The 22,395-nt window shown below is 64.4% G+C and carries 16 protein-coding genes; 4 read left to right on the forward strand and 12 right to left on the reverse strand.

Annotated features, from left to right (window positions below; all coding sequences use genetic code 11):
* Positions 1 to 27 precede the first annotated feature (27 nt).
* Both mscK and selO read left to right on the forward strand, forming a co-directional pair.
* Positions 28 to 3,360 carry a mechanosensitive channel MscK gene (mscK, locus tag B4I46_RS16215; RefSeq protein WP_282362382.1) on the forward strand — a complete coding sequence of 1,111 codons (3,333 nt, stop codon included), beginning with the start codon at positions 28 to 30 and terminating at the stop codon, positions 3,358 to 3,360.
* Positions 3,357 to 4,817: a protein adenylyltransferase SelO gene (gene selO / locus B4I46_RS16220; RefSeq protein ID WP_286900975.1), complete on the forward strand. Its 1,461-nt coding sequence runs from the start codon at positions 3,357 to 3,359 to the stop codon at positions 4,815 to 4,817. Before mscK ends, selO begins: the two co-directional genes overlap by 4 nt.
* Positions 4,818 to 4,920: 103 nt before the next feature.
* Here selO and B4I46_RS16225 read toward each other — a convergent pair whose 3' ends face one another.
* Positions 4,921 to 5,406, reverse strand: a complete 486-nt coding sequence (locus tag B4I46_RS16225; RefSeq protein ID WP_058541795.1) for a DUF4265 domain-containing protein — start codon at positions 5,404 to 5,406, stop codon at positions 4,921 to 4,923.
* A gap of 155 nt (positions 5,407 to 5,561) precedes the next feature.
* Between B4I46_RS16225 and trxC the strand changes: the two genes are divergently transcribed.
* The gene (gene trxC, locus B4I46_RS16230) at positions 5,562 to 5,996 is read left to right on the forward strand and encodes a thioredoxin TrxC (RefSeq protein ID WP_054915555.1); all 435 of its coding nucleotides are present in this window, start codon (positions 5,562 to 5,564) and stop codon (positions 5,994 to 5,996) included.
* On the opposite strand, the gene B4I46_RS16235 is transcribed toward trxC, so the two are convergent.
* A complete protein-coding gene (locus tag B4I46_RS16235) occupies positions 5,993 to 6,763 on the reverse strand; it encodes a ParA family protein (RefSeq protein ID WP_043859929.1) in 771 nt (256 codons plus the stop codon). The genes trxC and B4I46_RS16235 overlap by 4 nt on opposite strands.
* Before the next feature lie 66 nt (positions 6,764 to 6,829).
* Positions 6,830 to 7,729 (reverse strand): LysR family transcriptional regulator, encoded by a 900-nt coding sequence (locus tag B4I46_RS16240; RefSeq protein WP_054915554.1) that lies wholly within the window; start codon positions 7,727 to 7,729, stop codon positions 6,830 to 6,832.
* Between the two features lie 143 nt (positions 7,730 to 7,872).
* On the opposite strand from B4I46_RS16240, the gene B4I46_RS16245 reads away from it, so the two are divergent.
* Positions 7,873 to 9,114, forward strand: a complete 1,242-nt coding sequence (locus tag B4I46_RS16245) for an MFS transporter (RefSeq protein WP_414708945.1) — start codon at positions 7,873 to 7,875, stop codon at positions 9,112 to 9,114.
* Between the two features lie 71 nt (positions 9,115 to 9,185).
* Here B4I46_RS16245 and B4I46_RS16250 read toward each other — a convergent pair whose 3' ends face one another.
* The 9 genes from B4I46_RS16250 to B4I46_RS16290 form a co-directional block, all read right to left on the reverse strand.
* Positions 9,186 to 9,533: a YgiW/YdeI family stress tolerance OB fold protein gene (locus B4I46_RS16250; protein WP_210015413.1), complete on the reverse strand. Its 348-nt coding sequence runs from the start codon at positions 9,531 to 9,533 to the stop codon at positions 9,186 to 9,188.
* Between the two features lie 87 nt (positions 9,534 to 9,620).
* Positions 9,621 to 10,142: a type II secretion system F family protein gene (locus tag B4I46_RS16255; RefSeq protein ID WP_286900977.1), complete on the reverse strand. Its 522-nt coding sequence runs from the start codon at positions 10,140 to 10,142 to the stop codon at positions 9,621 to 9,623.
* Between the two features lie 125 nt (positions 10,143 to 10,267).
* On the reverse strand, positions 10,268 to 11,332 hold the full coding sequence (hemE, locus tag B4I46_RS16260) for a uroporphyrinogen decarboxylase (RefSeq protein WP_043859934.1): 1,065 nt from the start codon (positions 11,330 to 11,332) through the stop codon (positions 10,268 to 10,270).
* A gap of 180 nt (positions 11,333 to 11,512) precedes the next feature.
* Complete coding sequence (locus tag B4I46_RS16265) at positions 11,513 to 12,931, reverse strand: FAD-dependent oxidoreductase (protein ID WP_043859935.1); 1,419 nt, start codon at positions 12,929 to 12,931, stop codon at positions 11,513 to 11,515.
* 33 nt (positions 12,932 to 12,964) lie between these two features.
* Positions 12,965 to 17,410: a glutamate synthase large subunit gene (gene gltB / locus B4I46_RS16270; protein WP_286900979.1), complete on the reverse strand. Its 4,446-nt coding sequence runs from the start codon at positions 17,408 to 17,410 to the stop codon at positions 12,965 to 12,967.
* Between the two features lie 366 nt (positions 17,411 to 17,776).
* The gene (locus B4I46_RS16275; protein ID WP_043859937.1) at positions 17,777 to 19,372 is read right to left on the reverse strand and encodes an AAA family ATPase; all 1,596 of its coding nucleotides are present in this window, start codon (positions 19,370 to 19,372) and stop codon (positions 17,777 to 17,779) included.
* Positions 19,373 to 19,388: 16 nt separating this feature from the next.
* Entirely contained in the window at positions 19,389 to 20,486 is a 1,098-nt protein-coding gene (gene aroB / locus B4I46_RS16280) for a 3-dehydroquinate synthase (protein ID WP_043859938.1), read from the reverse strand.
* A gap of 100 nt (positions 20,487 to 20,586) precedes the next feature.
* On the reverse strand, positions 20,587 to 21,105 hold the full coding sequence (gene aroK / locus B4I46_RS16285) for a shikimate kinase AroK (RefSeq protein ID WP_043859939.1): 519 nt from the start codon (positions 21,103 to 21,105) through the stop codon (positions 20,587 to 20,589).
* Positions 21,106 to 21,109: 4 nt separating this feature from the next.
* A complete protein-coding gene (locus tag B4I46_RS16290) occupies positions 21,110 to 22,381 on the reverse strand; it encodes a type IV pilus secretin PilQ (protein WP_196932067.1) in 1,272 nt (423 codons plus the stop codon).
* Positions 22,382 to 22,395: the final 14 nt, after the last annotated feature.

Below are 22,395 nucleotides of genomic sequence, written 5' to 3' on the forward strand. Positions count from 1 at the left end.
CTCTGCCCGGTTCTACGACGTCTGCCTATGTCCCTGCGCACTGTTGTTAGCGCAGCCCTGCTCGGGCTGTGCCTGTCCCTCTCCTTCGCCCAGGCGGCGGAACCCCCCACCACGGCAAGCGTCCAGCACAGCCTGGACAAGATCGCCGAGCGCAAGCTGCCGGAGGCCGACCAGAAGGCCCTGCAGCAAGTGCTGGAGCAGACCCTTGGCCTGCTGGCCTCGCGCGACGACTACGACAAGCGCCTGGCCGCGCTCAAGCAGCAACTGGCCGACGCCCCGCGCCAGACCAGCGAAAACCAGCGCGAGCTGACCCGGCTCAAGGACACCAAGACCCTGCCCGTGGCGCAGCGCTACGCCAGCATGGGCGTGCCGCAGCTGGAGCAGTTGCTGTCCGAGCGCACCACCCAGCAGGGCGAGCTGCAGAAGGCGCTGTCCGAAGCCAACAGCCTGATCATCAACTCCCAGACCCGCCCCGAGCGCGCCCAGGCCGAGATCAGCAGCAACCAGACCCGCACCCAGCAGATCAACAGCATCCTCAAGCTGGGCAAGGACAACGGCAAGAGCCTCTCGGCCGACCAGCGCAACCAGCTCAATGCCGAACTCGCCTCGCTCAACGCGCTGACCCTGCTGCGCCGCCAGGAACTGGCCGGCAACAGCCTGCTGCAAGACCTGGGCAACAGCCAGCACGACCTGCTGATCGAGCGCGCCACACGCCTTGAGCAGGAGATCCAGGACCTGCAGACGCTGATCAACCAGAAGCGCCTGGCGCAGTCGCAGCAGACCGTCACCGAACAGTCCATCGAGGCACAGAAGGCCGGCGGCAGCAGCGTGCTGGCCACCGAAAGCGCCACCAACCTGAAGCTGTCCGACTACCTGCTGCGCAGCACCGACCGCCTCAACGAGCTGACCCAGCAGAACCTGCAGACCAAGCAGCAGCTCGACAGCCTGACCCAGGCCGACCAGGCACTGGACGAACAGATCAGCGTGCTCAAGGGCAGCCTGTTGCTGTCCAAGATCCTCTACAAGCAGAAGCAGGCCCTGCCGCACCTGAAGGTCGATCGCGACCTGGCCGACCAGATCGCCGACATTCGCCTGTACCAGTTCGAGGTCAACCAGCAGCGCGAGCAGATCAGCAGCCCCAGCAGCTACGTCGACAAGCTGCTGGCCACCCAGCCGCCCGACAGCGTCACCCCACAGTTGCGCAAGGCCCTGCTGGAGGTGGCGATCACCCGCAGCGATTTGCTGGAGCGGCTCAACCGCGAGCTGAGCGCCCTGCTCAACGAATCCATCACCCTGCAACTGAACCAGAAGCAGCTGCTGAGCACCGCACAGAACCTGCGCGGCACCCTCGACGAACAGATGTTCTGGATCCCCAGCAACAAGCCGCTGGACTTCGAATGGCTGCGCAGCGTGCCCGAACGCCTGCAAAAGCAGGTGGTGAGCCTGCCGTGGGGGTCGGGCATCAACGAACTGGCCGACGGCCTGACGCAGCGCCCGCTGCTGTTCCTGCCGCTGCTGTTGCTGATCGGCGCCCTGCTGTGGCGGCGCAAGTACCTGTATGCGCGGCTGAACAAGGTTCACCAGGATGTGGGCCACTTCAAGCGTGACAGCCAGTGGCACACGCCCCAGGCCATTCTGATCAATATCCTGCTGGCGATGCCGCTGAGCCTGGGCCTGGCGCTGTGCGGCTATGCGCTGCAGATCGACGCCCGCGGCCAGAACGCCAACCTGGGCGCCGCGCTGTGGCAGATCGCCCAGGCCTGGCTGGTGTTCTACACCGCCTACCGGATTCTGGCGCCCGGCGGCGTGGCCGAGCTGCACTTTCGCTGGGAGAAGGCCCAGGTCGAGTTCTTGCGCGGCTGGATCCGCCGCCTGGGCAGCGTGGTACTGGCGCTGGTCGGCGTGGTGGCGGTGGCCGAGCACCAGCCCTCGGCGCTGGCCGACGACGTGCTCGGCATCGGTGTGGTACTGACCTGTTACGCACTGATGGCCTGGCTGCTCAGCCGCCTGCTGCTGAGCAGCCCCGCGCACCGCAATACCTCGCTGTTTCGCAAGGCCGTGGGCGTGGCGTTCACGGCGCTTCCGGTGGCGCTGTTCATTGCCGTGTGCTTTGGCTACTACTACACCGCACTCAAGCTCACCGACCGCCTGATCGACACCCTGTACCTGCTGATGTTCTGGCTGGTGATCGAGGCAGCCTTCGTGCGCGGCCTGGCCGTGGCCGCCCGGCGCCTGGCCTACCAGCGCGCACTGAGCAAGCGCCAGGCCACCAAGGAAGGGCTCGATGGCGAGGTGATCGTCGAGGAGCCGACCCTGGACATCGAGCAGGTCAACCAGCAGTCGCTGCGCCTGATCCGCCTGGCCCTGCTGGGCGGCTTCATCGCCGCGCTGTACTGGGTGTGGGCCGACCTGATCAGCGTGTTCGCCTATCTCGACAACATCACCCTGTACGAGTACACCAGCGGCAGCGGCGCGGCCATGAGCATGGTGCCGATCAGCCTGGGCGACCTGCTCGGGGCACTGGTGATCATCGGCATCACCTTCGCCCTGGCCGGCAACCTGCCGGGGCTGCTCGAGGTGCTTGTGCTGTCACGCCTGAACCTGGCCCAGGGCAGCGCGTATGCGACCACCACGTTGCTGTCGTACGTGATTGCCGGGGTGGGCTTCGTCACCACGCTGTCGACCCTCGGCGTCAGCTGGGACAAGCTGCAATGGCTGGTGGCGGCGCTGTCGGTGGGCCTGGGCTTCGGCATGCAGGAGATCTTCGCCAACTTCATCTCCGGCATCATGATCCTGTTCGAGCGCCCGGTGCGCATCGGCGACACCATCACCATCGGCAACCTGTCGGGCACGGTGAGCAAGATCCGCATCCGCGCCACCACCATCACCGACTTCGACCGCAAGGACATCATCGTCCCCAACAAGACCTTCATCACCGGCCAGTTGATCAACTGGTCGCTGACCGACACCATCACCCGCGTCACCCTCAAGCTGGGCGTGGACTACGGCTCGGACCTGGACCTGGTACGCACCCTGCTGCTGCAGGCAGCCAACGAGAACCCGCGGGTGCTCAAGGAACCAGCACCGATCGTGTACTTCCTGAACTTCGGCGAGAGTACCCTGGACCACGAACTGCGCATGCACGTGCGTGACCTGGGCGACCGCAACCCGGTACTCGACGAGATCAACCGCTACATCAACAAGGAATTCAAGCGCCAGCACATCAACATCTCGTTCCGCCAGATGGAGGTGTACCTGAAGAACATGCAGGGCCAGGAGTACAAGATGGTACCGGTCGAAGCGCCGAACAAGACCGTGCTGCCCGAGCCCCCCACCGATGCGCCAGGAGATGGCCGTTGAAATCCCTCGACGAACTGACCTTCGACAACCGCTTCGCCCGCCTGGGCGATGCGTTCTCCACCCACGTGCTGCCCGAGCCGATTGCCGAGCCGCGCCTGGTCGTGGCCAGCGACGCGGCCATGGCACTGCTCGACCTGGACCCTACCGAGGCGCATTCCCCGGTGTTCGCCGAGCTGTTCAGCGGACACAAGCTGTGGGCCGAGGCCGAGCCGCGGGCGATGGTGTATTCGGGGCATCAGTTCGGTTCGTACAACCCGCGCCTGGGTGACGGTCGCGGGCTGTTGCTGGGCGAGGTGTACAACGATGCCGGCGAGCACTGGGACCTGCACCTCAAGGGTGCCGGGCAGACGCCGTATTCACGCATGGGCGATGGCCGTGCGGTGCTGCGCTCGTCGATCCGCGAGTTCCTCGCCTCCGAGGCCCTGCACGCGCTGGGCATCCCCAGCAGCCGCGCGCTGTGCGTGATCGGCTCGAGCACGCCGGTGTGGCGCGAAACCCAGGAGCGCGCGGCGATGGTGCTGCGCCTGGCGCCCAGCCATGTGCGCTTTGGCCACTTCGAATACTTCTACTACACCCGCCAACCCGAGCAGCAGCGCGAGCTGGCCGAGCACGTGCTCAACCTGCACTTTGCCGAGTGCCGCGAGCAGCCCGAGCCGTACCTGGCGATGTTCCGTACCATCGTCGAACGCAATGCCGAGCTGATTGCGCGCTGGCAGGCCTATGGTTTCTGCCACGGGGTGATGAACACCGACAACATGTCGATCCTGGGCATCACCTTCGACTTCGGGCCGTTTGCCTTCCTCGACGACTTCGATGCCGGCTTCATCTGCAACCATTCCGACGACCAGGGGCGCTACAGCTTCAGCAACCAGGTGCCGATCGCACACTGGAACCTGAGCGCGCTGGCCCAGGCGCTGACCCCGTTCATCAGCGTCGAGGCGCTGAAGGAAACGCTGGGGCTGTTCCTGCCGTTGTACCAGGCCCATTACCTGGACCTGATGCGTCGACGCCTGGGGCTGACCGAGGCGCGCGATGACGATTCGGCGCTGGTCGAGCGCTTGCTGGGGCTGATGAACAAGGGCGCTGTGGACTACACGCTGTTCTTCCGCAAGCTGGGTGATCAGCCGGCGGCGCAGGCCGTGCGGGTGGTGCGCGACGATTTCGTCGACCTGGCCGGGTTCGATGCCTGGGCGGTGGAGTACCTGGCGCGCCTGGACCAGGAGCCGGGCAATGCCGAAGGCCGGCGCGCGCGGATGCACGCGGTGAACCCGCTGTACATTCTGCGCAACTACCTGGCGCAGCGTGCCATCGAGGCGGCTGAAGGCGGGAATTACGAGGAAGTGCGACGCCTGCACCAGGTGCTGACACGGCCGTTCGAGGAACAGCCGGGGATGCAGGCCTATGCCGAACGCCCGCCCGAGTGGGGCAAGCATCTGGAGATCAGTTGTTCATCCTGAGATCGCAGCGCCTGCTTCGCGGGTCAAGCCCGCTCCCACAGGTACTGCGGTGTTCTTGTGGGAGCGGGCTTGACCCGCGATAGAGCGCGCAGCGCTCGCAGCTTCAGTTGTCGACCCACCAGTTCAGCAACGTCTCATCCTCGTCGTCATCGAGGTTCTGGTAGATGTTGGCGTAATACCACTGCACCCCCGTCGCCTCCCGAAACCGGTCGAACACCGGGCGAATCGCCTCGAACCCATTGCTCGCCGGCACTGCCAGCGTCAGGTTGCCTTTGTAGCGACCATCCAGCGTGCCGCCCAGCAACGTCTGCACCTCGCTTTCCAGCGTGTCGACGGCATCCTGGGGCAGATCGTCGGCGTAGACATGGATGCAAAAATTGCCACCCCGGCGCACCACCTCGACATGCTGATCGGGGATGGCCGTGCAGATGATGTCGCCGCGCGCCATGTTCAGCGCCAGCCCCGGCGACGACAGCAGTTCATAGGTATGTTCGCCCACTTCGCGCACCGGCACGCTTTCGAACACCGGCTCGCCGTTCTTCTTTCTGTCGACGAATACACGAATGTGCGGTGAATGCTGGCAATCCATCGGTCTGTCCCTGGCCTGTTCAGAAAGGCCGCATGCTAAACCATTACAGCCTCTTCGCCAGCATCGCTGGCTTATCTGGCAGGCTATGGCATCTTGCAATCCATCCTCATCACCTCCAGATACCCAACATCACCTGACGCATCCGGACTCCCACCATGACCGACCCCCTCCACATCCCCTGCCCCCACTGCAACGGCCTCAACCGCATCCCCGCCGCACGCCTGAGGGACGCGCCCAAGTGCGGGCGCTGCAAGGGTGAAGTGCTGTTGCACAAGCCATTCGAATTGAAACAGGGCGACTACGCCAGCCAGATCAAGGGCGACCTGCCATTGCTGATCGATGTGTGGGCCGACTGGTGCGGGCCCTGCAAGGCGTTCGGCCCGGTCTTCGAACAGGCCGCCGGCCAACTGGCCGGACGCTGCCGCCTGGCCAAGCTCGACAGCGAAGCCAATCAGCAACTGGCCGGGCAGCTGGGCATACGCTCCATTCCCAGCCTGATCCTGTTCAAGAACGGCCGCGAAGTGGCGCGCCAGAGCGGCGCCTTCCCACTCCAGCAACTGCTGGAATGGCTGCGCAGCCAAGGGGTCTAGGCGTTTTCCAGCAACGTATGCAGTTCGACGAACTGCTGGGTCAGCTTGTGCCGCGGTTCCAGGTGAATCAGCGGCAGGCTGGCCTGGTGGGACTCGCGCATCTTCACCGAGCTGTTGAGATACACCGGCAGCACCGGCAAGCCTTCGGCAATCAGTTCGTCGAGCATCTGCTGCGGCAGGCTGGCGCGCGCCTGGAACTGGTTGACCACGATGCCCTCGACTTCCAGGCCCTCGTTGTGGTCTTCCTTGAGCTCTTCGATCTCGGCCAGCAGGCCGTACAGCGCCTGACGCGAGAAGCTGTCGCAGTCGAAGGGGATCAATACGCGATCGGCGGCGATCAACGCTGAAACCGCATAGAAGTTCAGCGCAGGCGGGGTGTCCAGGTAAATGCGGTCGTAATCGTCGGACAGCTCGTCCAGCAGTTTTCGCAGTTTGTTGATCTTGTGCTTGGCCTCGAGCTTGGGCTGCAGGTCGGCCAGCTCTGCCGTGGCGGTCACCACATGCAGGTTGTCGAACGGGGTTTCATAGATGTCGACCTTGTTCTTCTTGGCGAACGGCCCCGAGGACAGGGTCTGCTTGAAGAAGTCGGCAATGCCCATGGGAATGTCCTCGCCGGTCAGGCCGGTGAGGTACTGGGTCGAGTTGGCCTGGGCGTCCAGGTCGATCAACAGGGTTCGATAGCCTTCATTGGCACTGACGGCCGCCAGGTTGCAGGCAATGCTCGACTTGCCCACGCCACCTTTCTGATTGAACACCACGCGCCGCATGAACAGACCTCCATGTGAAAGGAACTACCGAGTATGTGAGGGTTGCGCCGGTTTAGCCAGTGCCTTTCAGCCCTGCGTCTGGGCCTGGCGGATCAACAGTTCGGTGAACGCCCGGGCCATCGCCGACACGTCCTCGCGCCGCTGCGCCAGCCATACCGCTGTCACCGCGTCGGCGTCGAGCAAGGTGCGGTACACCACCCCGTCGATGCGCATGCGCTTGAACGACGCCGGCAGCACCGACACCCCAAGCCCCGCCGATACCAGGCCGATGATGGTCATGGCCTCGCCTGCCTCCTGGGCAAAGTGCGGGCTGAAGCCGGCCGAGCGCGCCAGGCTGAGCAACTGCGCGTGCAGGCCGCTGCCGTAGCTGCGCGGGAAGAACACGAACGGCTCCTGGGCCAGGGCCGCCAGCGGCAGGCCCTGCTCGTTGCCCTGGGCCAGCGGGTGCGCGGCATTGAGCACCGCCACCAGCGGCTCGCGGAACAGTTCGGTGATCACCACGCCATCGGGCACGCTCATCGGGCGCATCAGGCCGACCTCGATGGACTCGTCGAGCAAGGCATCCACCACGTCGCGGCTGCTCATTTCCTTGAGGTTCAGGTGCACCGCCGGGAAGCGCTGGCGAAACGCATTGATGGCCTTGGGGATGCTGGAGTTGAACGGCGCCGAGGAGGTGAAGCCGATCTTCATCTCACCCAGCTCGCCGAGCTGGGCACGCCGCGCCACGTCGGCGGCCTTGTCGACCTGCGCCAGCACCTGGCGCGCCTCGTCGAGAAACAGCCGGCCGGCTTCGCTGAGCGCCACCCGTCGGTTGGTACGCTCGAACAGGCGTGCACCCAACTCCTGCTCCAGGGCCTGGATCTGCTGGCTCAGCGGCGGTTGAGAGATGCCCAGTTGTTGTGCGGCACGGCCAAAATGCAGCTCTTCGGCCACGGCGATGAAGTAGCGAAGGTGGCGCAGTTCCATGGCAACTCCAATAGGTCGTAAAACCTCTTAAACAGGTCGAACAATATATTGGAAAAGATCAATAGCCAGCTATATGCTTTTTTCACTGCCTGCGAGGCCGTGCCCCTTTCGAGGTCCCCGTGAAAACTGCTGTTGCCCATGAGCTGCCCCCTGCCCCGGCGAACACCGCCGCCCCCCTGAACGAAAGCTGGATCGAGAAAGGCACCCCTGCGTTCATGCGCACGGTGCTGGCATTGTTCTGTGGCGGCTTTGCCACCTTCGCCCTGCTGTACTGCGTGCAGCCGATGATGCCGCTGCTGTCCCACGAGTTCTCCATCAATGCCGCCCAGAGCAGCCTGGTGCTGTCGGTGTCGACCGGCCTGCTGGCGTTCGGGCTGCTGGTGACCGGGCCGATTTCCGACCGCGTCGGGCGCAAGCCGGTGATGGTGTTCGCCCTGTTCTGCGCCGCGCTGTGCACCATCGCCAGCGCATTGATGCCCAGCTGGCACGGCGTGCTGGCCATGCGTGCCCTGGTGGGCCTGTCGCTGAGCGGGCTGGCGGCGGTGGCCATGACCTACCTGAGCGAAGAGATTCATCCGCAGCACATCGGCCTGGCCATGGGGCTGTACATCGGCGGCAACGCCATCGGCGGCATGAGCGGGCGCCTGATCACCGGGGTACTGATCGACTTCGTCAGCTGGCACACCGCGATGCTGGTGATCGGCGGCCTGGCACTGGTCGCGGCGGCAGTGTTCTGGAGGATCCTGCCCGAGTCGCGCAACTTCAGTGCACGCTCGATGAACCCGCGCAGCCTGCTGAACGGCTTCACCCAGCACTTTCGCGACGCCGGGCTGCCGTGGCTGTTTCTGGAAGCGTTCCTGCTGATGGGCGCCTTCGTCACGCTGTTCAACTACATCGGCTACCGGCTGCTCGCCGAGCCGTACCACATGAGTCAGGCGCTGGTGGGGCTGCTGTCGGTGGTGTACCTGGCAGGCATCTACAGCTCGGCGCAGATCGGCGCACTGTCGGACAAGCTGGGGCGGCGCAAGGTGTTCTGGATGAGCATCCTGCTGATGTTCGGTGGGTTGCTGCTGACGCTGTTCTCGCCCCTGGTGCTGGTGATCGTCGGCATGCTGGTGTTCACCTTCGGCTTCTTTGGCGCGCATTCGGTGGCCAGCAGCTGGATCGGCCGGCGTGCGCTCACGGCCAAAGGGCAGGCCTCTTCGCTGTATCTGTTCAGCTATTACGCGGGGTCGAGCGTGGCGGGCACGGCAGGCGGGGTGTTCTGGCATTACGGTGGGTGGAACGGCATCGGGCTGTTCATCGGCAGCCTGCTGGTGATCGCACTGCTGGTGGCGTTGCACCTGAGCAAGCTGCCGGCGCTGCCGGGGAATGTGAAACCCTGACGGGCCCCTTCGCCGGCAAGGCCAGCTCCTACGCAGATCTCTGTAGGAGCCGGCCTTGCCGGCGAAGCTGTTCAGTTGATGATTTCGACCAGGTCGACATCGATCTCGCGGGACATCAGGTTCTTCTCGACCTCACCGGTCAGCTTGACCTTGGTCTTGTCGTTGAAGGCCACCGCCGGCAAGTCTTCGTTGTCGATCTCGACGGTGATGGTGCCGCTGGCATCCTTGAATTCGTACTTGTCGTCGTTGTTGAGCTTCTTGACCACAAAGCCCTGCAGTACCACCGGAGTGTCGTCGGCGGCGTCGTTGGCTGCCGCGACCGTGGTGACCGGCTGGGCGCCAGGGCCGGTGTAGCCGGCGGCCATCGCGCCAGTGGTGAACAGCGAGGCAAGCAGCAGAGCCAGGTAACGAGTTTTCATGGTGGGCATTCCGTTTCAAGTGGGGATGCGCTCAGGTTAATCCCCACGCCTGAACTGAAGCTTAATGCGCGATGGTGGGAAACCCGATCAGGCCAGCAACGCGGTGAGGCTCAGAATCGGCATAAGGATGGCCAGCCCGATGAACAGCATCACACCGCCCGTCATCGCCAGCATCAATGGCTCAAACAGGCCCAGGGCTCGTTCAACCCTTACGTCCGACAGCAAACCGTGCCACCTCAGGCGACGCCGCAGTGCATGCAACGCGAGCCGTGCGAACACGCCGGCGGCGAACAGCACACCGGCAAACGGAAGCGCGAAGCGCTGCCCGCTCTCGTTCAGCGCCATCGAAACGCGGATCGTGGCCGGCAACGCTTGCTGGTGATGGGCGAATATCTGCACGACATCAGGGATCACGACACCCAGCAGGAACGCGAAGATGGCCAGCACGGCGCACATCAGGATCGCCGGACACAGCAACGCCAGGCGGATGCCCTGACGCGTCAGTTGCTGGTTGTCAACGTGCTCGGCAAGCCGTTGGCAGGTTGCCGCCAGCAGGGATGCTGTACTGCGCGGGTATCCTTGGGCACGGGTTCCTTCCTTGAATGGCACGGCTGTGCATCGAGGTCGGAATGGTAAGGGAGGGGGCTTGGACGGGCAGTAGGACGGATCGGCGGGGGAGCGTGAAAAGTCAGTGGCGGGGCCGCGATACGCGGCACCCGCCAGGCAGTTGCCCGTTACTGGTGGTACTGCGCCGACAGTTCGTGCACGGCGTGGATGAAGGCACCGGCATGTTCCGGATCGACTTCCGGGGTGATGCCATGGCCCAGGTTGAACACGTGGCCGGTACCGTGGCCATAGCTGGCCAGGATACGCCCGACTTCGGCGCGGATGGCCTCGGGCTTGGCGTAGAGCACGGTCGGGTCCATGTTGCCCTGCAGGGCCACCTTGCTGCCCACGCGCTGGCGCGCCTCACCGATGTCGCAGGTCCAGTCCAGGCCCAGGGCGTCGGCGCCGGCATCAGCAATGCTTTCCAGCCACAGGCCGCCGTTCTTGGTGAACAGGATCACCGGCACCTTGCGCCCTTCGTGCTCGCGGATCAGGCCGCTGACGATCTTGCGCATGTAGGCCAGGGAGAACTCCTGGTACGCCGCCGCCGACAGGTTGCCACCCCAGGTGTCGAAGATCTGCACGGCCTGTGCGCCGGCCAGGATCTGCCCGTTAAGGTAGCTGACCACCGACTGCGCGAGCTTGTCGAGCAGCAGGTGCATGGCCTGCGGGTTGTCGTAGAGCATGGCCTTGGTCTTGCGAAAGTCCTTGGACGAGCCGCCTTCGACCATGTAGGTGGCCAGGGTCCACGGGCTGCCGGAGAAGCCGATCAGCGGCACACGGCCGTTGAGCTCGCGGCGGATGGTGCTGACCGCATCCATCACGTAGCCCAGGTCCTTTTGCGGGTCGGGGATCGGCAGCGCCTCGATGTCGGCCAGGGTGCTGATGACTTTCTTGAAGCGCGGGCCTTCGCCGGTTTCGAAATACAGGCCCTGGCCCATGGCATCAGGGATGGTCAGGATGTCCGAGAACAGGATCGCGGCGTCCAGCGGGTAGCGGTCCAGCGGCTGCATCGTGACCTCGCAGGCGAACTGCGGGTTCATGCACAGGCTCATGAAGTCACCGGCCTTGGCGCGGCTGGCGCGGTACTCCGGCAGGTAGCGGCCGGCCTGGCGCATCATCCACACCGGGGTGACGTCTACGGGTTGCTTGAGCAGGGCGCGCAGAAAACGATCGTTCTTCAAGGCAGTCATGTCGGCATCCGGAAAAAAAGTGGGGGCATTTTCTCAGACACCAACGTAAAAGGCACGGTATGAACCGTGCCTTTTGTCTATCGACCTGTGGTAGGTCAATAGATTTAGTTAAAAGCTTCGCCGGCAAGGCCGGCTCCTACAGGTTTGGCAGGAGCCAGCCTTGCTGGCGAAGAGGCCCGATCAGACCTCCAGATAGTCCAGGATCCCCTCGGCGGCATTGCGCCCCTCGAAGATAGCCGTCACCACCAGGTCCGAACCGCGCACCATGTCGCCACCGGCAAACACCTTGGGGTTGCTGGTCTGGTGCTTGAAGCGGTTCTGCTCCGGCGCCACCACACGGCCCTGGCTGTCGGTCTGGATGCTGAACTGCTCGAACCACGGCGCAGGGCTGGGGCGGAAACCGAAGGCGATGACCACGGCGTCCGCCGGGATGATCTCTTCGGAACCCGGGATCGGCTCCGGGCTGCGACGGCCACGGGCATCCGGCTCACCGAGACGGGTCTCGACCACCTTCACGCCCTCGACCTTGTCTTCACCCACGATCGCGATCGGCTGGCGGTTGTAGAGGAACTTCACGCCCTCCTCCTTGGCGTTCTTCACCTCCTTGCGCGAGCCGGGCATGTTCGCTTCGTCACGCCGGTAGGCACAGGTCACGGCCTTGGCGCCCTGGCGGATGGAGGTACGGTTGCAGTCCATCGCGGTGTCGCCGCCGCCCAGCACCACGACCTTCTTGTCCTTCATGTCGACGAAGTCTTGCGGGGACTTTTCAAAGCCCAGGTTGCGGTTGACGTTGGCGATCAGAAAATCCAGCGCGTCGTGCACACCCGGCAGGTCTTCGCCAGGGAAGCCACCCTTCATGTAGGTGTAGGTGCCCATGCCCATGAACACCGCATCGAATTCCTCGAGCAACTGGTCCATGGTGACGTCCTTGCCCACCTCGGTGTTCAGGCGGAACTCGATGCCCATGCCGGTGAAGACTTCGCGGCGGTTGCTGAGCACGGTCTTTTCCAGCTTGAACTCGGGGATGCCGAAGGTCAGCAGGCCGCCGATCTCGGGGTTCTTGTCGAACACCACCGGGGTTACCCCGCCGCGCACCAGCACGTCGGCACAACCCAGGCCCGCAGGGCCGGCACCGATCACCGCGACGCGCTTGCCGGTGGGCACCACCTTGGACATGTCCGGGCGCCAGCCCATGGCGAAGGCGGTGTCGGTGATGTACTTCTCCACCGAGCCGATGGTCACCGCGCCGAAGCCGTCGTTGAGGGTACAGGCACCCTCGCACAGGCGGTCCTGCGGGCACACCCGGCCGCACACTTCGGGCAGGGTGTTGGTCTGGTGCGACAGTTCCGCGGCGGCGAGGATGTTGCCCTCCGACACCAGCTTGAGCCAGTTGGGAATGAAGTTGTGCACCGGGCACTTCCATTCGCAGTACGGGTTGCCACAGCCCAGGCAGCGGTGGGCCTGTTCGGCCGACTGCTGGGGTTTGAAGGGCTCGTAGATTTCCACGAACTCTTTCTTGCGTTGACGCAACAGTTTCTTCTTCGGATCCTTGCGCCCGACCTCGATGAACTGGAAGTCATTACTCAGACGTTCAGCCATGTTCAAAACCTCATCAAACTCTTCAGGCGCATATCACTGCGGGTTGGCACGGGTGCTGGACAGCAGGTTCTTCAGGCTGGCCGCCTTCGGCTTGACCAGCCAGAAGCGACGCACGTAGTCATCCAGGTTTTCCCAGAGCTCACGACCCCATTCGCTGTTGGTTTCTTCGACGTATTCACCCAGCACGCGCTGCAGGTGGCTGCGATATGCCTCCATCGCCTCGCCGCTGATACGCTGGATCTCCACCAGTTCGTGGTTGACCTTGTCGACGAAGCTGTTGTCCTGGTCGAGCACGTAGGCAAAACCACCGGTCATCCCGGAACCGAAGTTGTAACCGGTCTTGCCCAATACGCAGACAAAGCCCCCGGTCATGTATTCACAGCAGTGATCGCCCGTGCCCTCGACGATGGCGTGGGCACCGGAGTTGCGCACCGCGAAGCGCTCACCCGCGGTACCGGCGGCGAACAGCTTGCCGCCCGTGGCGCCGTACAGACAGGTGTTGCCCACGATGGCGCTGTGCTGGGTTTCGAACGGGCTGCCCGCTGGCGGCACGATCACCAGTTTGCCGCCGGTCATGCCCTTGCCGACATAGTCGTTGGCATCACCTTCGAGGTACATGTTCAGGCCACCGGCGTTCCACACCCCGAAGCTCTGCCCGGCAGTGCCCTTGAAGCGGAAGGTCAGCGGCGCCTTGGCCATGCCCTGGTTGCCGTGCAGGCGGGCAATTTCACCGGAGATCCGCGCGCCGATGGAGCGGTCGCAGTTGCAGATATCCAGCTCGAATTCGCCGCCGGCCAGGTCACGGATCGCCGGCAGGGCCATCTGCACCATCTTCTCGGCCAGCACGCCCTTGTCGAACGGCGGGTTGCGGTCCACTTCGCAGAACTGCGGCTTGTCGGCCGGAACGTGCGGGCTGCCCAGCAACGGGCTGAGGTCCAGGTGCTTCTGCTTCTCGGTTTCACCGGGGAGCATTTCCAGCAGGTCGGTACGCCCGATCAGCTCGCCCAGGCTGCGCACGCCCAGCCTGGCCAGCCATTCACGGGTTTCCTCGGCCACGTAGGTGAAGAAGTTGACCACCATGTCGACGGTGCCGATGTAGTGGTCCTTGCGCAGTTTTTCGTTCTGCGTGGCCACGCCGGTGGCGCAGTTGTTCAGGTGGCAGATGCGCAGGTACTTGCAGCCCAGGGCGATCATCGGTGCGGTGCCGAAGCCGAAGCTCTCGGCGCCGAGGATCGCGGCCTTGACCACGTCCAGGCCGGTTTTCAGGCCGCCATCGGTCTGTACCCGCACCTTGCCGCGCAGGTCGTTGCCGCGCAGGGTCTGGTGGGTTTCGGCCAGGCCCAGTTCCCACGGTGCACCGGCATACTTGATGGAGGTCAGCGGCGAGGCGCCGGTACCACCGTCGTAGCCGGAGATGGTGATCAGGTCGGCATAGGCCTTGGCCACGCCGGCGGCGATGGTGCCTACCCCGGCTTCGGCCACCAGCTTGACCGAGACCAGCGCCTGCGGGTTGACCTGCTTCAGGTCGAAGATCAGCTGCGAGAGGTCTTCGATCGAGTAGATGTCATGGTGCGGCGGTGGCGAGATCAGGGTCACGCCCGGCACCGCATAGCGCAGCCTGGCGATCAGGCCGTTGACCTTGCCGCCCGGCAGCTGGCCGCCCTCGCCCGGCTTGGCGCCCTGGGCCACCTTGATCTGCAGCACTTCGGCGTTGACCAGGTATTCGGGAGTGACGCCGAAGCGGCCGGTGGCCACCTGCTTGATCTTGGAACTGCGGATGGTGCCGTAGCGGGCCGGGTCTTCGCCGCCCTCGCCGGAGTTGGAGCGCGCGCCCAGGCGGTTCATCGCCTCGGCCAGGGCTTCGTGGGCCTCAGGCGACAGCGCGCCCAGGGAAATACCCGCCGAGTCGAAGCGCTTGAGGATGGCCTCCAGTGGCTCGACTTCGCTCAGGTCCAGCGGCTGCTCCAGGGTTCTCACCTTGAGCAGGTCGCGGATCATCGACACCGGACGCTTGTCGACCAGTGCGGTGTATTCCTTGAACTTGGCGTAGTCGCCCTGCTGCACGGCGGCTTGCAGGGTATTGACCACGTCCGGGTTGTAGGCGTGGTATTCACCACCGTGCACGAACTTGAGCAGGCCGCCCTGCTGGATCGGCTTGCGCGGGCTCCAGGCTTCGGCGGCCAGCAGCTTCTGCTCGTTCTCGATGTCGACGAAGCGCGCGCCCTTGAGGCGGCTGGCCACCCCACGGAAGCTGAGGTTGACCACTTCCTCGGACAGGCCCACGGCTTCGAACAGCTGCGCGCCCCGGTAGGAACCGATGGTCGAGATGCCCATCTTGGAGAGGATCTTGAGCAGGCCCTTGGAGATGCCCTTGCGGTAGTACTTGAACACTTCGTCCAGGTCACCGAGCACTTCGCCGGTGCGGATCAGGTCGGCCAGCACTTCGTAGGCAAGATACGGGTACACCGCCGAGGCGCCGAACCCGATCAGCACCGCGTAGTGGTGTGGATCGCGGGCGGTTGCGGTCTCGACCAGGATGTTGCTGTCGCAGCGCAGGCCCAGTTCGGTCAGGCGATGGTGCACGGCGCCCACGGCCAGCGACGCATGCACCGGCAGCTTGCCGGGTGCGATATGACGGTCGCTCAGCACCAGCTGGGTCTTGCCGCTGCGCACGGCTTCTTCGGCCTGTTCGGTGATGTTGCGCACGGCCGCTTCCAGGCCGATGCTTTCCTCGTAGTTGAGGTCGATCACCTGGCGTTCGAAGCCCGGGCGGTCGAGGTTCATCAGCGAGCGCCACTTGGCCGGCGAAATCACGGGCGAGCTGAGAATCACCCGCGAGGCGTGCTCGGGGGATTCCTGGAAGATGTTGCGCTCGGCACCCAGGCAGATCTCCAGCGACATCACGATGGCTTCGCGCAGCGGGTCGATCGGCGGGTTGGTGACCTGTGCGAACTGCTGGCGGAAGTAGTCGTAGGTGGAACGCACGCGTTGCGACAGGATCGCCATCGGCGTGTCGTCGCCCATCGAGCCCACGGCTTCCTGGCCCTGCTCACCCAAGGGGCGCAGCACCTGGTCACGCTCCTCGAAGGTGACCTGGAACATCTTCATGTACTGCTTGAGCTGGTCGCCGTCGTAGCTGGCCACGCCCTGGTCGTCGCTCAGGTCGGCCTGGATGCGCAGGGCATTCTGGCGCAACCAGCGCTTGTACGGGTGGCGCGACTTGAGGCGGTTGTCGATCGCATCGGTGTCGAGGATCTGGCCGGTCTCGGTGTCGACCGCGAAGATCTGCCCCGGGCCCACGCGGCCCTTGGCGATGACGTCTTCGGGCTTGTAGTCCCACACGCCGATTTCCGACGCCAGGGTGATATAGCCGTTCTTGGTGGTGACCCAGCGCGCCGGGCGCAGGCCGTTGCGGTCGAGCAGGCACACGGCATGGCGGCCTTCGGTGAGCACGATGCCCGCCGGGCCGTCCCAGGCTTCCATGTGCATGGAGTTGTATTCATAGAACGCGCGCAGGTCGGGGTCCATGGTCTCGACGTTCTGCCAGGCCGGCGGTACCAGCATGCGCACGCCACGGAACAGGTCGATGCCACCGGTGACCATCAGCTCGAGCATGTTGTCCATCGACGAGGAGTCGGAGCCCACGCGGTTGACCAGCGGGCCGAGCTCTTCCAGATCCGGGATCAGGTCGTTGGCGAACTTGGTACGCCGCGCCTGGGCCCAGTTGCGGTTGCCGGTGATGGTGTTGATCTCGCCGTTGTGGGCGAGGAAGCGAAATGGCTGGGCCAGCGGCCATTTGGGCAGGGTATTGGTGGAGAAGCGCTGGTGGAACACGCAGATCGCGGTCTGCAGGCGCTCGTCGCTCAGGTCCGGATAGAAGGCGGTGAGGTCCGCCGGCATCATCAGGCCTTTGTAGATGATGGTCTTGTGCGAAAAGCTGCAGATGTAGTGTTCGGCATCGGCGGCGTTGGCCACCGACGAGCGACGCCGGGCACTGAACAGCTTGATCGCGAATTCCTGATCGCTCAGGCCTTCGCCACCGACGAACACCTGCTCGATCTGCGGCAGGCGCTCCAGCGCCAGGCGACCGAGCACGCTGGTGTCGATCGGCACCTTGCGCCAGCCCACCAGGCTCAGGCCGGCAGCGAGGATCTCGCGGTTCATGTTGTCGCGTGCGGCTTCGGCCTTGGCGGTGTCCTGGTTGAAGAACACCATGCCGACCGCGTACTGGCGGGGCAGCTCGCTGCCGAACTGTTCCAGGGCCACGGCCCGCAGGAACCGATCGGGCTTCTGCATCAGCAGCCCGCAGCCGTCGCCGGTCTTGCCGTCGGCGTTGATCCCACCACGGTGGGTCATGCAGGTCAGGGCCTGGATAGCCGTTTGCAAAAGGTGGTGGCTGGGTTCGCCCGTCATATGGGCGATCAGGCCGAAACCACAGTTATCCTTGAATTCTTCGGGATGGTACAGACCTGTTTTCATAGACACTTTCTCACCAGGTTCGCCTCTCACCAAGGCAAATCTCTTTTTAATACAACCACTTACCATCCACGCCGAACGAACGTCAGCTTTGCGGGGGCAATACGGATGCCATTGTTGCACAGCGACAGTGAAGCCCACAAATTTACTGACGCATCAGTGAAAATCCATGTCGCATTTTTGAATGTTTTTATACAAGAATCCGTGGTACGGAATTGCTTGAGTCTGAAGCGTTTCAGCCTGGACTGCAACACGGGCTTGTGGCCGGCAGTCTGGGACAGAAAAGCCTGCCGCGTGTTACGCAGCAGGCTAGACCGGGGTTCAGGAGTCGCTCAGCAGGTGGCGGGGGTAGTGCCACCCGACCATGTATCAGCGGGTCGCAGCCAGTTCTTGTTGGACGCTGGCAACGGTACGAGGCCAAGGTTTACCAGCCTGGACCTTGGCTGGCAAGGTTTTGATTGCAGCGACGGCTGCATCGCGGCTGGAGAAGTTGCCGTAGGTGATCACGTACAGGGGTTTGCCCTGCAGGGTTTTCTTGAAGTAGCGATAGTCGCCACCCTCGGCCTTGACGAACGCCTGGGCCGATGCCTCGGAACTGGTGCCCAGGATCTGCACCACGTAGTTGCCTGGCGCCTGGCCGCTGTACCAGCTACCGCCCGCAGCGGGCTTGGCAGCGGGTTTTTCTGCAGGTTTGGGTGCTGGCTTGGCCGTGGCCACCTGCACGGGTGCAGGGGCGGGCTTGGCGGCAGGTGCAACCGGCTTGCTGGCCACTGGCGCGGCAGGCTGCTGCGCCGGTACAACCGGCTGGGCCATCGTAGGCGCCGGGCCTGCAGTGACACCGGCGGGCGGTGCAGTGGTGGTAACGGTAGGCGGTTGCAGTGCAGTGTCGCCAGCCGGGCCGGATTCCTCGCCATCACCCATGCCGGCCGCCTCGGCCAGCGGGCCGCGCATCACCGGCTGGGACTGGCCCACCAGTGGCAGCGGCATCGGCTGCGAAGAACCGGCGAACTCGATGGCCGGGCCACCGTTGTTCGACTGGGCATTGCCCGGCTTGCCCTGGCCCAGGGGCAGTTGCGCCTGCTCGGCAGGCGCAGTGGCCGGCGCCTGGTCGCCCTTCTTGGGCATCAGCACGGCTGCCGCCACGGCAACCACTACCACGGCAGACAACGCCAGCACGTGTTTCTTCGGCATATTGAACCCCATTGATGGTCGCTTCACCGGCGAGCGGGTGGCGAGCATGGCTTCGATCATGGTATCGCGGGCCACCTGGTTGATTGCTCCAGGCCAGCCGTCCGAGTTTTCGTGAATCTCGGCGATCTGCTCGCTGGTGAACACCTCGATGCCACGCCCGGCACCTTCCAGACGCTGCTCCAGGTATTCCCGGGTTTCGTCCTCGGTGTAGGGCTGCAACTCGATGACGTGGAAACGCTCCTGCTCGGCATTGAGTTCATCCAGGGCTGCGATCAGTGACGGCTCGCCGAACAGGAACACGTGCGGGCGACCTTCCGGTGTGCCCGCCGCCAGTTCCAGCAAGGCTTGGAGTGCCGACTCGCCAAGTTGTTCCGCATCGTCCACCAGCAAGTAGACTTCCTGACCGGTCAGCGCCAGCTGCACGATCTGGGCGAGGATCTCGGTGACTTGCGCCTTGGCCACGTTCAGCGACTGCGCTACCTGGGCCAGCAGGCCGGCTGCATCGCCGGCGCCACGCGCCGAAACCACCACGCTGAGCACCGACTGCTTGTTGGTGCTGGCCACCAGGGCCTGGCGCAGCAGGGTCTTGCCGCTGCCCAGAGGGCCTGTGACCACCAGCAGCAACTGGCTGTAGCGGGCCAGGTGATGCAACTGGCCCAGCACCGGCTTGCGCTGGGCAGGGAAGAACTTGAAGCCAGGCACCCGCGCAGCGAAGGGGTCATGGTTCAACTGGTAATGGCCGAGAAAGGCCTCGTCGGCATGCAAACTAGTCATCGAACTCTCGTCAACCTCAAAGCTGGGCCACGATTGCGCGGTAATCCGCCGCCAGCGTGGCCTGAAGAATCTCTTGCGGATAGTCGTCGGTCACCACGGCTTCGCCCATATGGCGCAGCAGGACCAGGCGCAGACGACCGTCGAGCACCTTTTTATCGACCGCCATGTGTTCCATGAAGTGGGCCGGGGTCATTTCGGCCGGAGGCACCACCGGCAGGCCGGCGCGCTGGAACAGGCGAATGCCGCGGTCGCGCTGCGCCTGGCTGATCCAGCCCAGGCGCATGGACATCTCCAGGGCCATTACCGTGCCAGCCGCCACGGCTTCACCGTGCAGCCACACACCATAGCCCATGTGGGTTTCGATGGCGTGGCCAAAGGTGTGACCGAGATTGAGCGTGGCACGCACGCCCGACTCGCGCTCGTCAGCCCCCACCACGGCCGCCTTGGCCTCGCAGGAGCGCTGGATGGCGCGGGTCAGTGCAGCCTGGTCGAGCGCACGCAGCGCATCGACATTGTCTTCGAGCCAGCCCAGAAACGGCTCGTCGCAGATCAGGCCGTACTTGATCACCTCGGCCAGACCCGCCGACAGCTCGCGCGGCGGCAGGCTCTTGAGGCTGGCGGTATCGATCAGCACCGCGTTGGGCTGATAGAAGGCACCGACCATGTTCTTGCCCAGCGGGTGGTTGATGCCGGTCTTGCCGCCCACCGACGAGTCCACCTGGGACAGCAGCGTGGTGGGCACCTGGATGAAGTCCACGCCGCGCTGGTAGCAGGCGGCAGCAAAGCCGGCCATGTCGCCGATCACCCCGCCGCCCAGGGCGATCACGGTGGTGCGACGGTCGTGGCGTGCCGTCAGCAGGGCGTCGAAGATCAGTTGCAGGGTTTCCCAGTTCTTGAAGGCCTCGCCATCGGGCAGCACCACCGGCAGTACCGAATAGGCCCCCAGGCTGTGGGTGAGGCGTTGCAGGTAAAGGGGCGCGACAGTCTCGTTGGATACGATGGCGACCTGCTTGCCGGCAATGTGCGGCGCCAGCAGTTCAGGCTGATCCAGCAGGCCTTCGCCGATGTAGATCGGGTAGCTGCGTTCGCCCAGTTCGACCTTAAGTGTCTGCATGTGTCCCCACAAAGAACAAAGGCGCGGCATCGAAGACCCGACCCGCGCAATAACGAAGTGCCCTGCCAGGGCATGACTGGCCGCCGAGGATAGTCAAGCCTTAACGGGGCGGCAACTTCTGCAAGCGCTCCAGAATATCCAGAACCACCATGCGCGGCGGCCGCTCGTCGGTTTCCACCACCAGGTCGGCGATTTCCCGATAAAGCGGGTCGCGCAACTCGAGCAAGGCACGCAGCGTGGCCTCCGGGTTGGCCGTGCGCAGCAGCGGCCGGTTGCGGTCGCGGGCGGTACGCCCCACCTGCTGCTCCACCGAGGCGTGCAGGTAGATCACGCGCCCCCCGGCATGCAGCGCCGCACGGTTGGCATCGCGCATCACCGCGCCGCCGCCGGTGGCCAGCACCACGCCGTCGGCCTCGCACAGCTCGGCGATCATCGCCTGCTCGCGATCACGAAAGCCGGGCTCGCCTTCCTTGTCGAAGATCCACGGGATGTTGGCGCCCGTGCGCAGCTCAATTTCCTTGTCGGAATCCTTGAACGGCAGGCGCAGCTCTTTGGCCAGCAAGCGACCGATGGTGCTCTTACCGGCACCCATCGGCCCTACAAGTATCAAATTTCGCACAGAATCAACGACTCACAGCAATCGCCCGGTCACTCATGATACGCGGAGTCAGGAAGACCAGCAGCTCGGATTTTTTCTCTTGGATGACAGCGCGACGAAACAGCCGCCCAACATACGGCACATCGCCGAAAAATGGCACCTTGTCGACAACATTACTTTGCACGGTGGCATACACCCCACCGATCACGATGGTCTCGCCATCCCCCACCTGAACCTTGGCATTCACCTCGTTCTTGCGGATCGGCGGCACGCTGTTGAGGGCATTGAGGTAGTCCGGCTCGTCCTTGGTGACCTTGACCGTCATGATCACCCGGTTGTCGGCCGTGATCTGCGGGGTCACCTCCAGCGACAGCGAGGCCTCGCGAAAGGTGGTGGACGTGGTGCCGTTGGCGCCCGACTCCTGATACGGCACCTCGGTACCCTTTAGGATGCGCGCGGTTTCCTTGTCGGCGGTGACCACCTTGGGCTGGGAGATGATTTCGCCATTGCCGGTCTTTTCCATCGCGCTGAGCTCCAGGTCGAGCAGCACACTGTCGCGCACCAACCCCAGGCCGATACCCGAGGTGGCCCGTTCCACCCCCAGGTCGACGAACGGCAGCCCGTCGGCGGCCAACCCGCCTGCGCGCAGGCCGCCGCCCAGTTGCACCGCCCCGCCCCAGCGCACCCCCAGGCTTTTTTCGTAATCGACATTGGCCTCGACGATGCGCGCCTCGATCATCACCTGGCGAACCGGTACATCGAGCTGCGCGAGCAGCCGCCGCAGGTCGGCCAGGCGTGCCGACGGCTGGCTGGCAATGATGGTGTTGGTGCGCTCGTCGACCGTGATCGCGCCGGGGTCGTCGTCCTCGACCATGGCCTGGAACAGCTGCACGATGTCCCCGGCCCGCGCATGGCTGACCGTGAGCAGTTCGCGCACCAGCGTGGGCGGGGCCTGCGCCGCACGGGCCTGGGTATCGTGCCCGGCCAGTTCGGCCAAAGGCGCCACCAGCAGCACGTTGCCCTCCTGACGCCGACCCAGGCCCTTGCTGCGCAGCACCAGGTCCAGTGCCTGTTCCCAGGGCACCTCGTGCAGGCGCAGGGTCACCTTGCCCTGTACTGCATCACTGGCCACCAGGTTGACCCCGGTGAAGTCGGCCAGCACCTTGAGCACCGAACGCACCTCGACATCCTGGAAACTCAACGACAGCGACTCGCCGCCATACCCTGCCCCCTCGGCCCCAAGGCCTGCACCTGCTACCGGCAGCGCCACCATCAGTACCGCACACAGGCTGAACATCCTGTTCATCCACG

It is taken from the genome of Pseudomonas sp. UBA7500, from assembly GCF_002478435.1.
In the GTDB taxonomy this organism is placed as follows: domain Bacteria; phylum Pseudomonadota; class Gammaproteobacteria; order Pseudomonadales; family Pseudomonadaceae; genus Aquipseudomonas; species Aquipseudomonas palmensis.

Bases quoted from the DNA above. Each gene is read 5' to 3' on its own strand.
- B4I46_RS16225 (WP_058541795.1), bottom strand. From the start codon at position 5,406: ATGGATTGCCAGCATTCACCGCACATTCGTGTATTCGTCGACAGAAAG.
- gltB (WP_286900979.1), bottom strand. From the start codon at position 17,410: ATGAAAACAGGTCTGTACCATCCCGAAGAATTCAAGGATAACTGTGGT.
- B4I46_RS16240 (WP_054915554.1), bottom strand. From the start codon at position 7,729: ATGGAACTGCGCCACCTTCGCTACTTCATCGCCGTGGCCGAAGAGCTG.
- B4I46_RS16290 (WP_196932067.1), bottom strand. From the start codon at position 22,381: ATGTTCAGCCTGTGTGCGGTACTGATGGTGGCGCTGCCGGTAGCAGGT.
- hemE (WP_043859934.1), bottom strand. From the start codon at position 11,332: ATGACTGCCTTGAAGAACGATCGTTTTCTGCGCGCCCTGCTCAAGCAA.
- B4I46_RS16275 (WP_043859937.1), bottom strand. From the start codon at position 19,372: ATGACTAGTTTGCATGCCGACGAGGCCTTTCTCGGCCATTACCAGTTG.
- trxC (WP_054915555.1), top strand. From the start codon at position 5,562: ATGACCGACCCCCTCCACATCCCCTGCCCCCACTGCAACGGCCTCAAC.
- B4I46_RS16265 (WP_043859935.1), bottom strand. From the start codon at position 12,931: ATGGCTGAACGTCTGAGTAATGACTTCCAGTTCATCGAGGTCGGGCGC.
- mscK (WP_282362382.1), top strand. From the start codon at position 28: ATGTCCCTGCGCACTGTTGTTAGCGCAGCCCTGCTCGGGCTGTGCCTG.
- B4I46_RS16250 (WP_210015413.1), bottom strand. From the start codon at position 9,533: ATGAAAACTCGTTACCTGGCTCTGCTGCTTGCCTCGCTGTTCACCACT.
- aroB (WP_043859938.1), bottom strand. From the start codon at position 20,486: ATGCAGACACTTAAGGTCGAACTGGGCGAACGCAGCTACCCGATCTAC.
- B4I46_RS16235 (WP_043859929.1), bottom strand. From the start codon at position 6,763: ATGCGGCGCGTGGTGTTCAATCAGAAAGGTGGCGTGGGCAAGTCGAGC.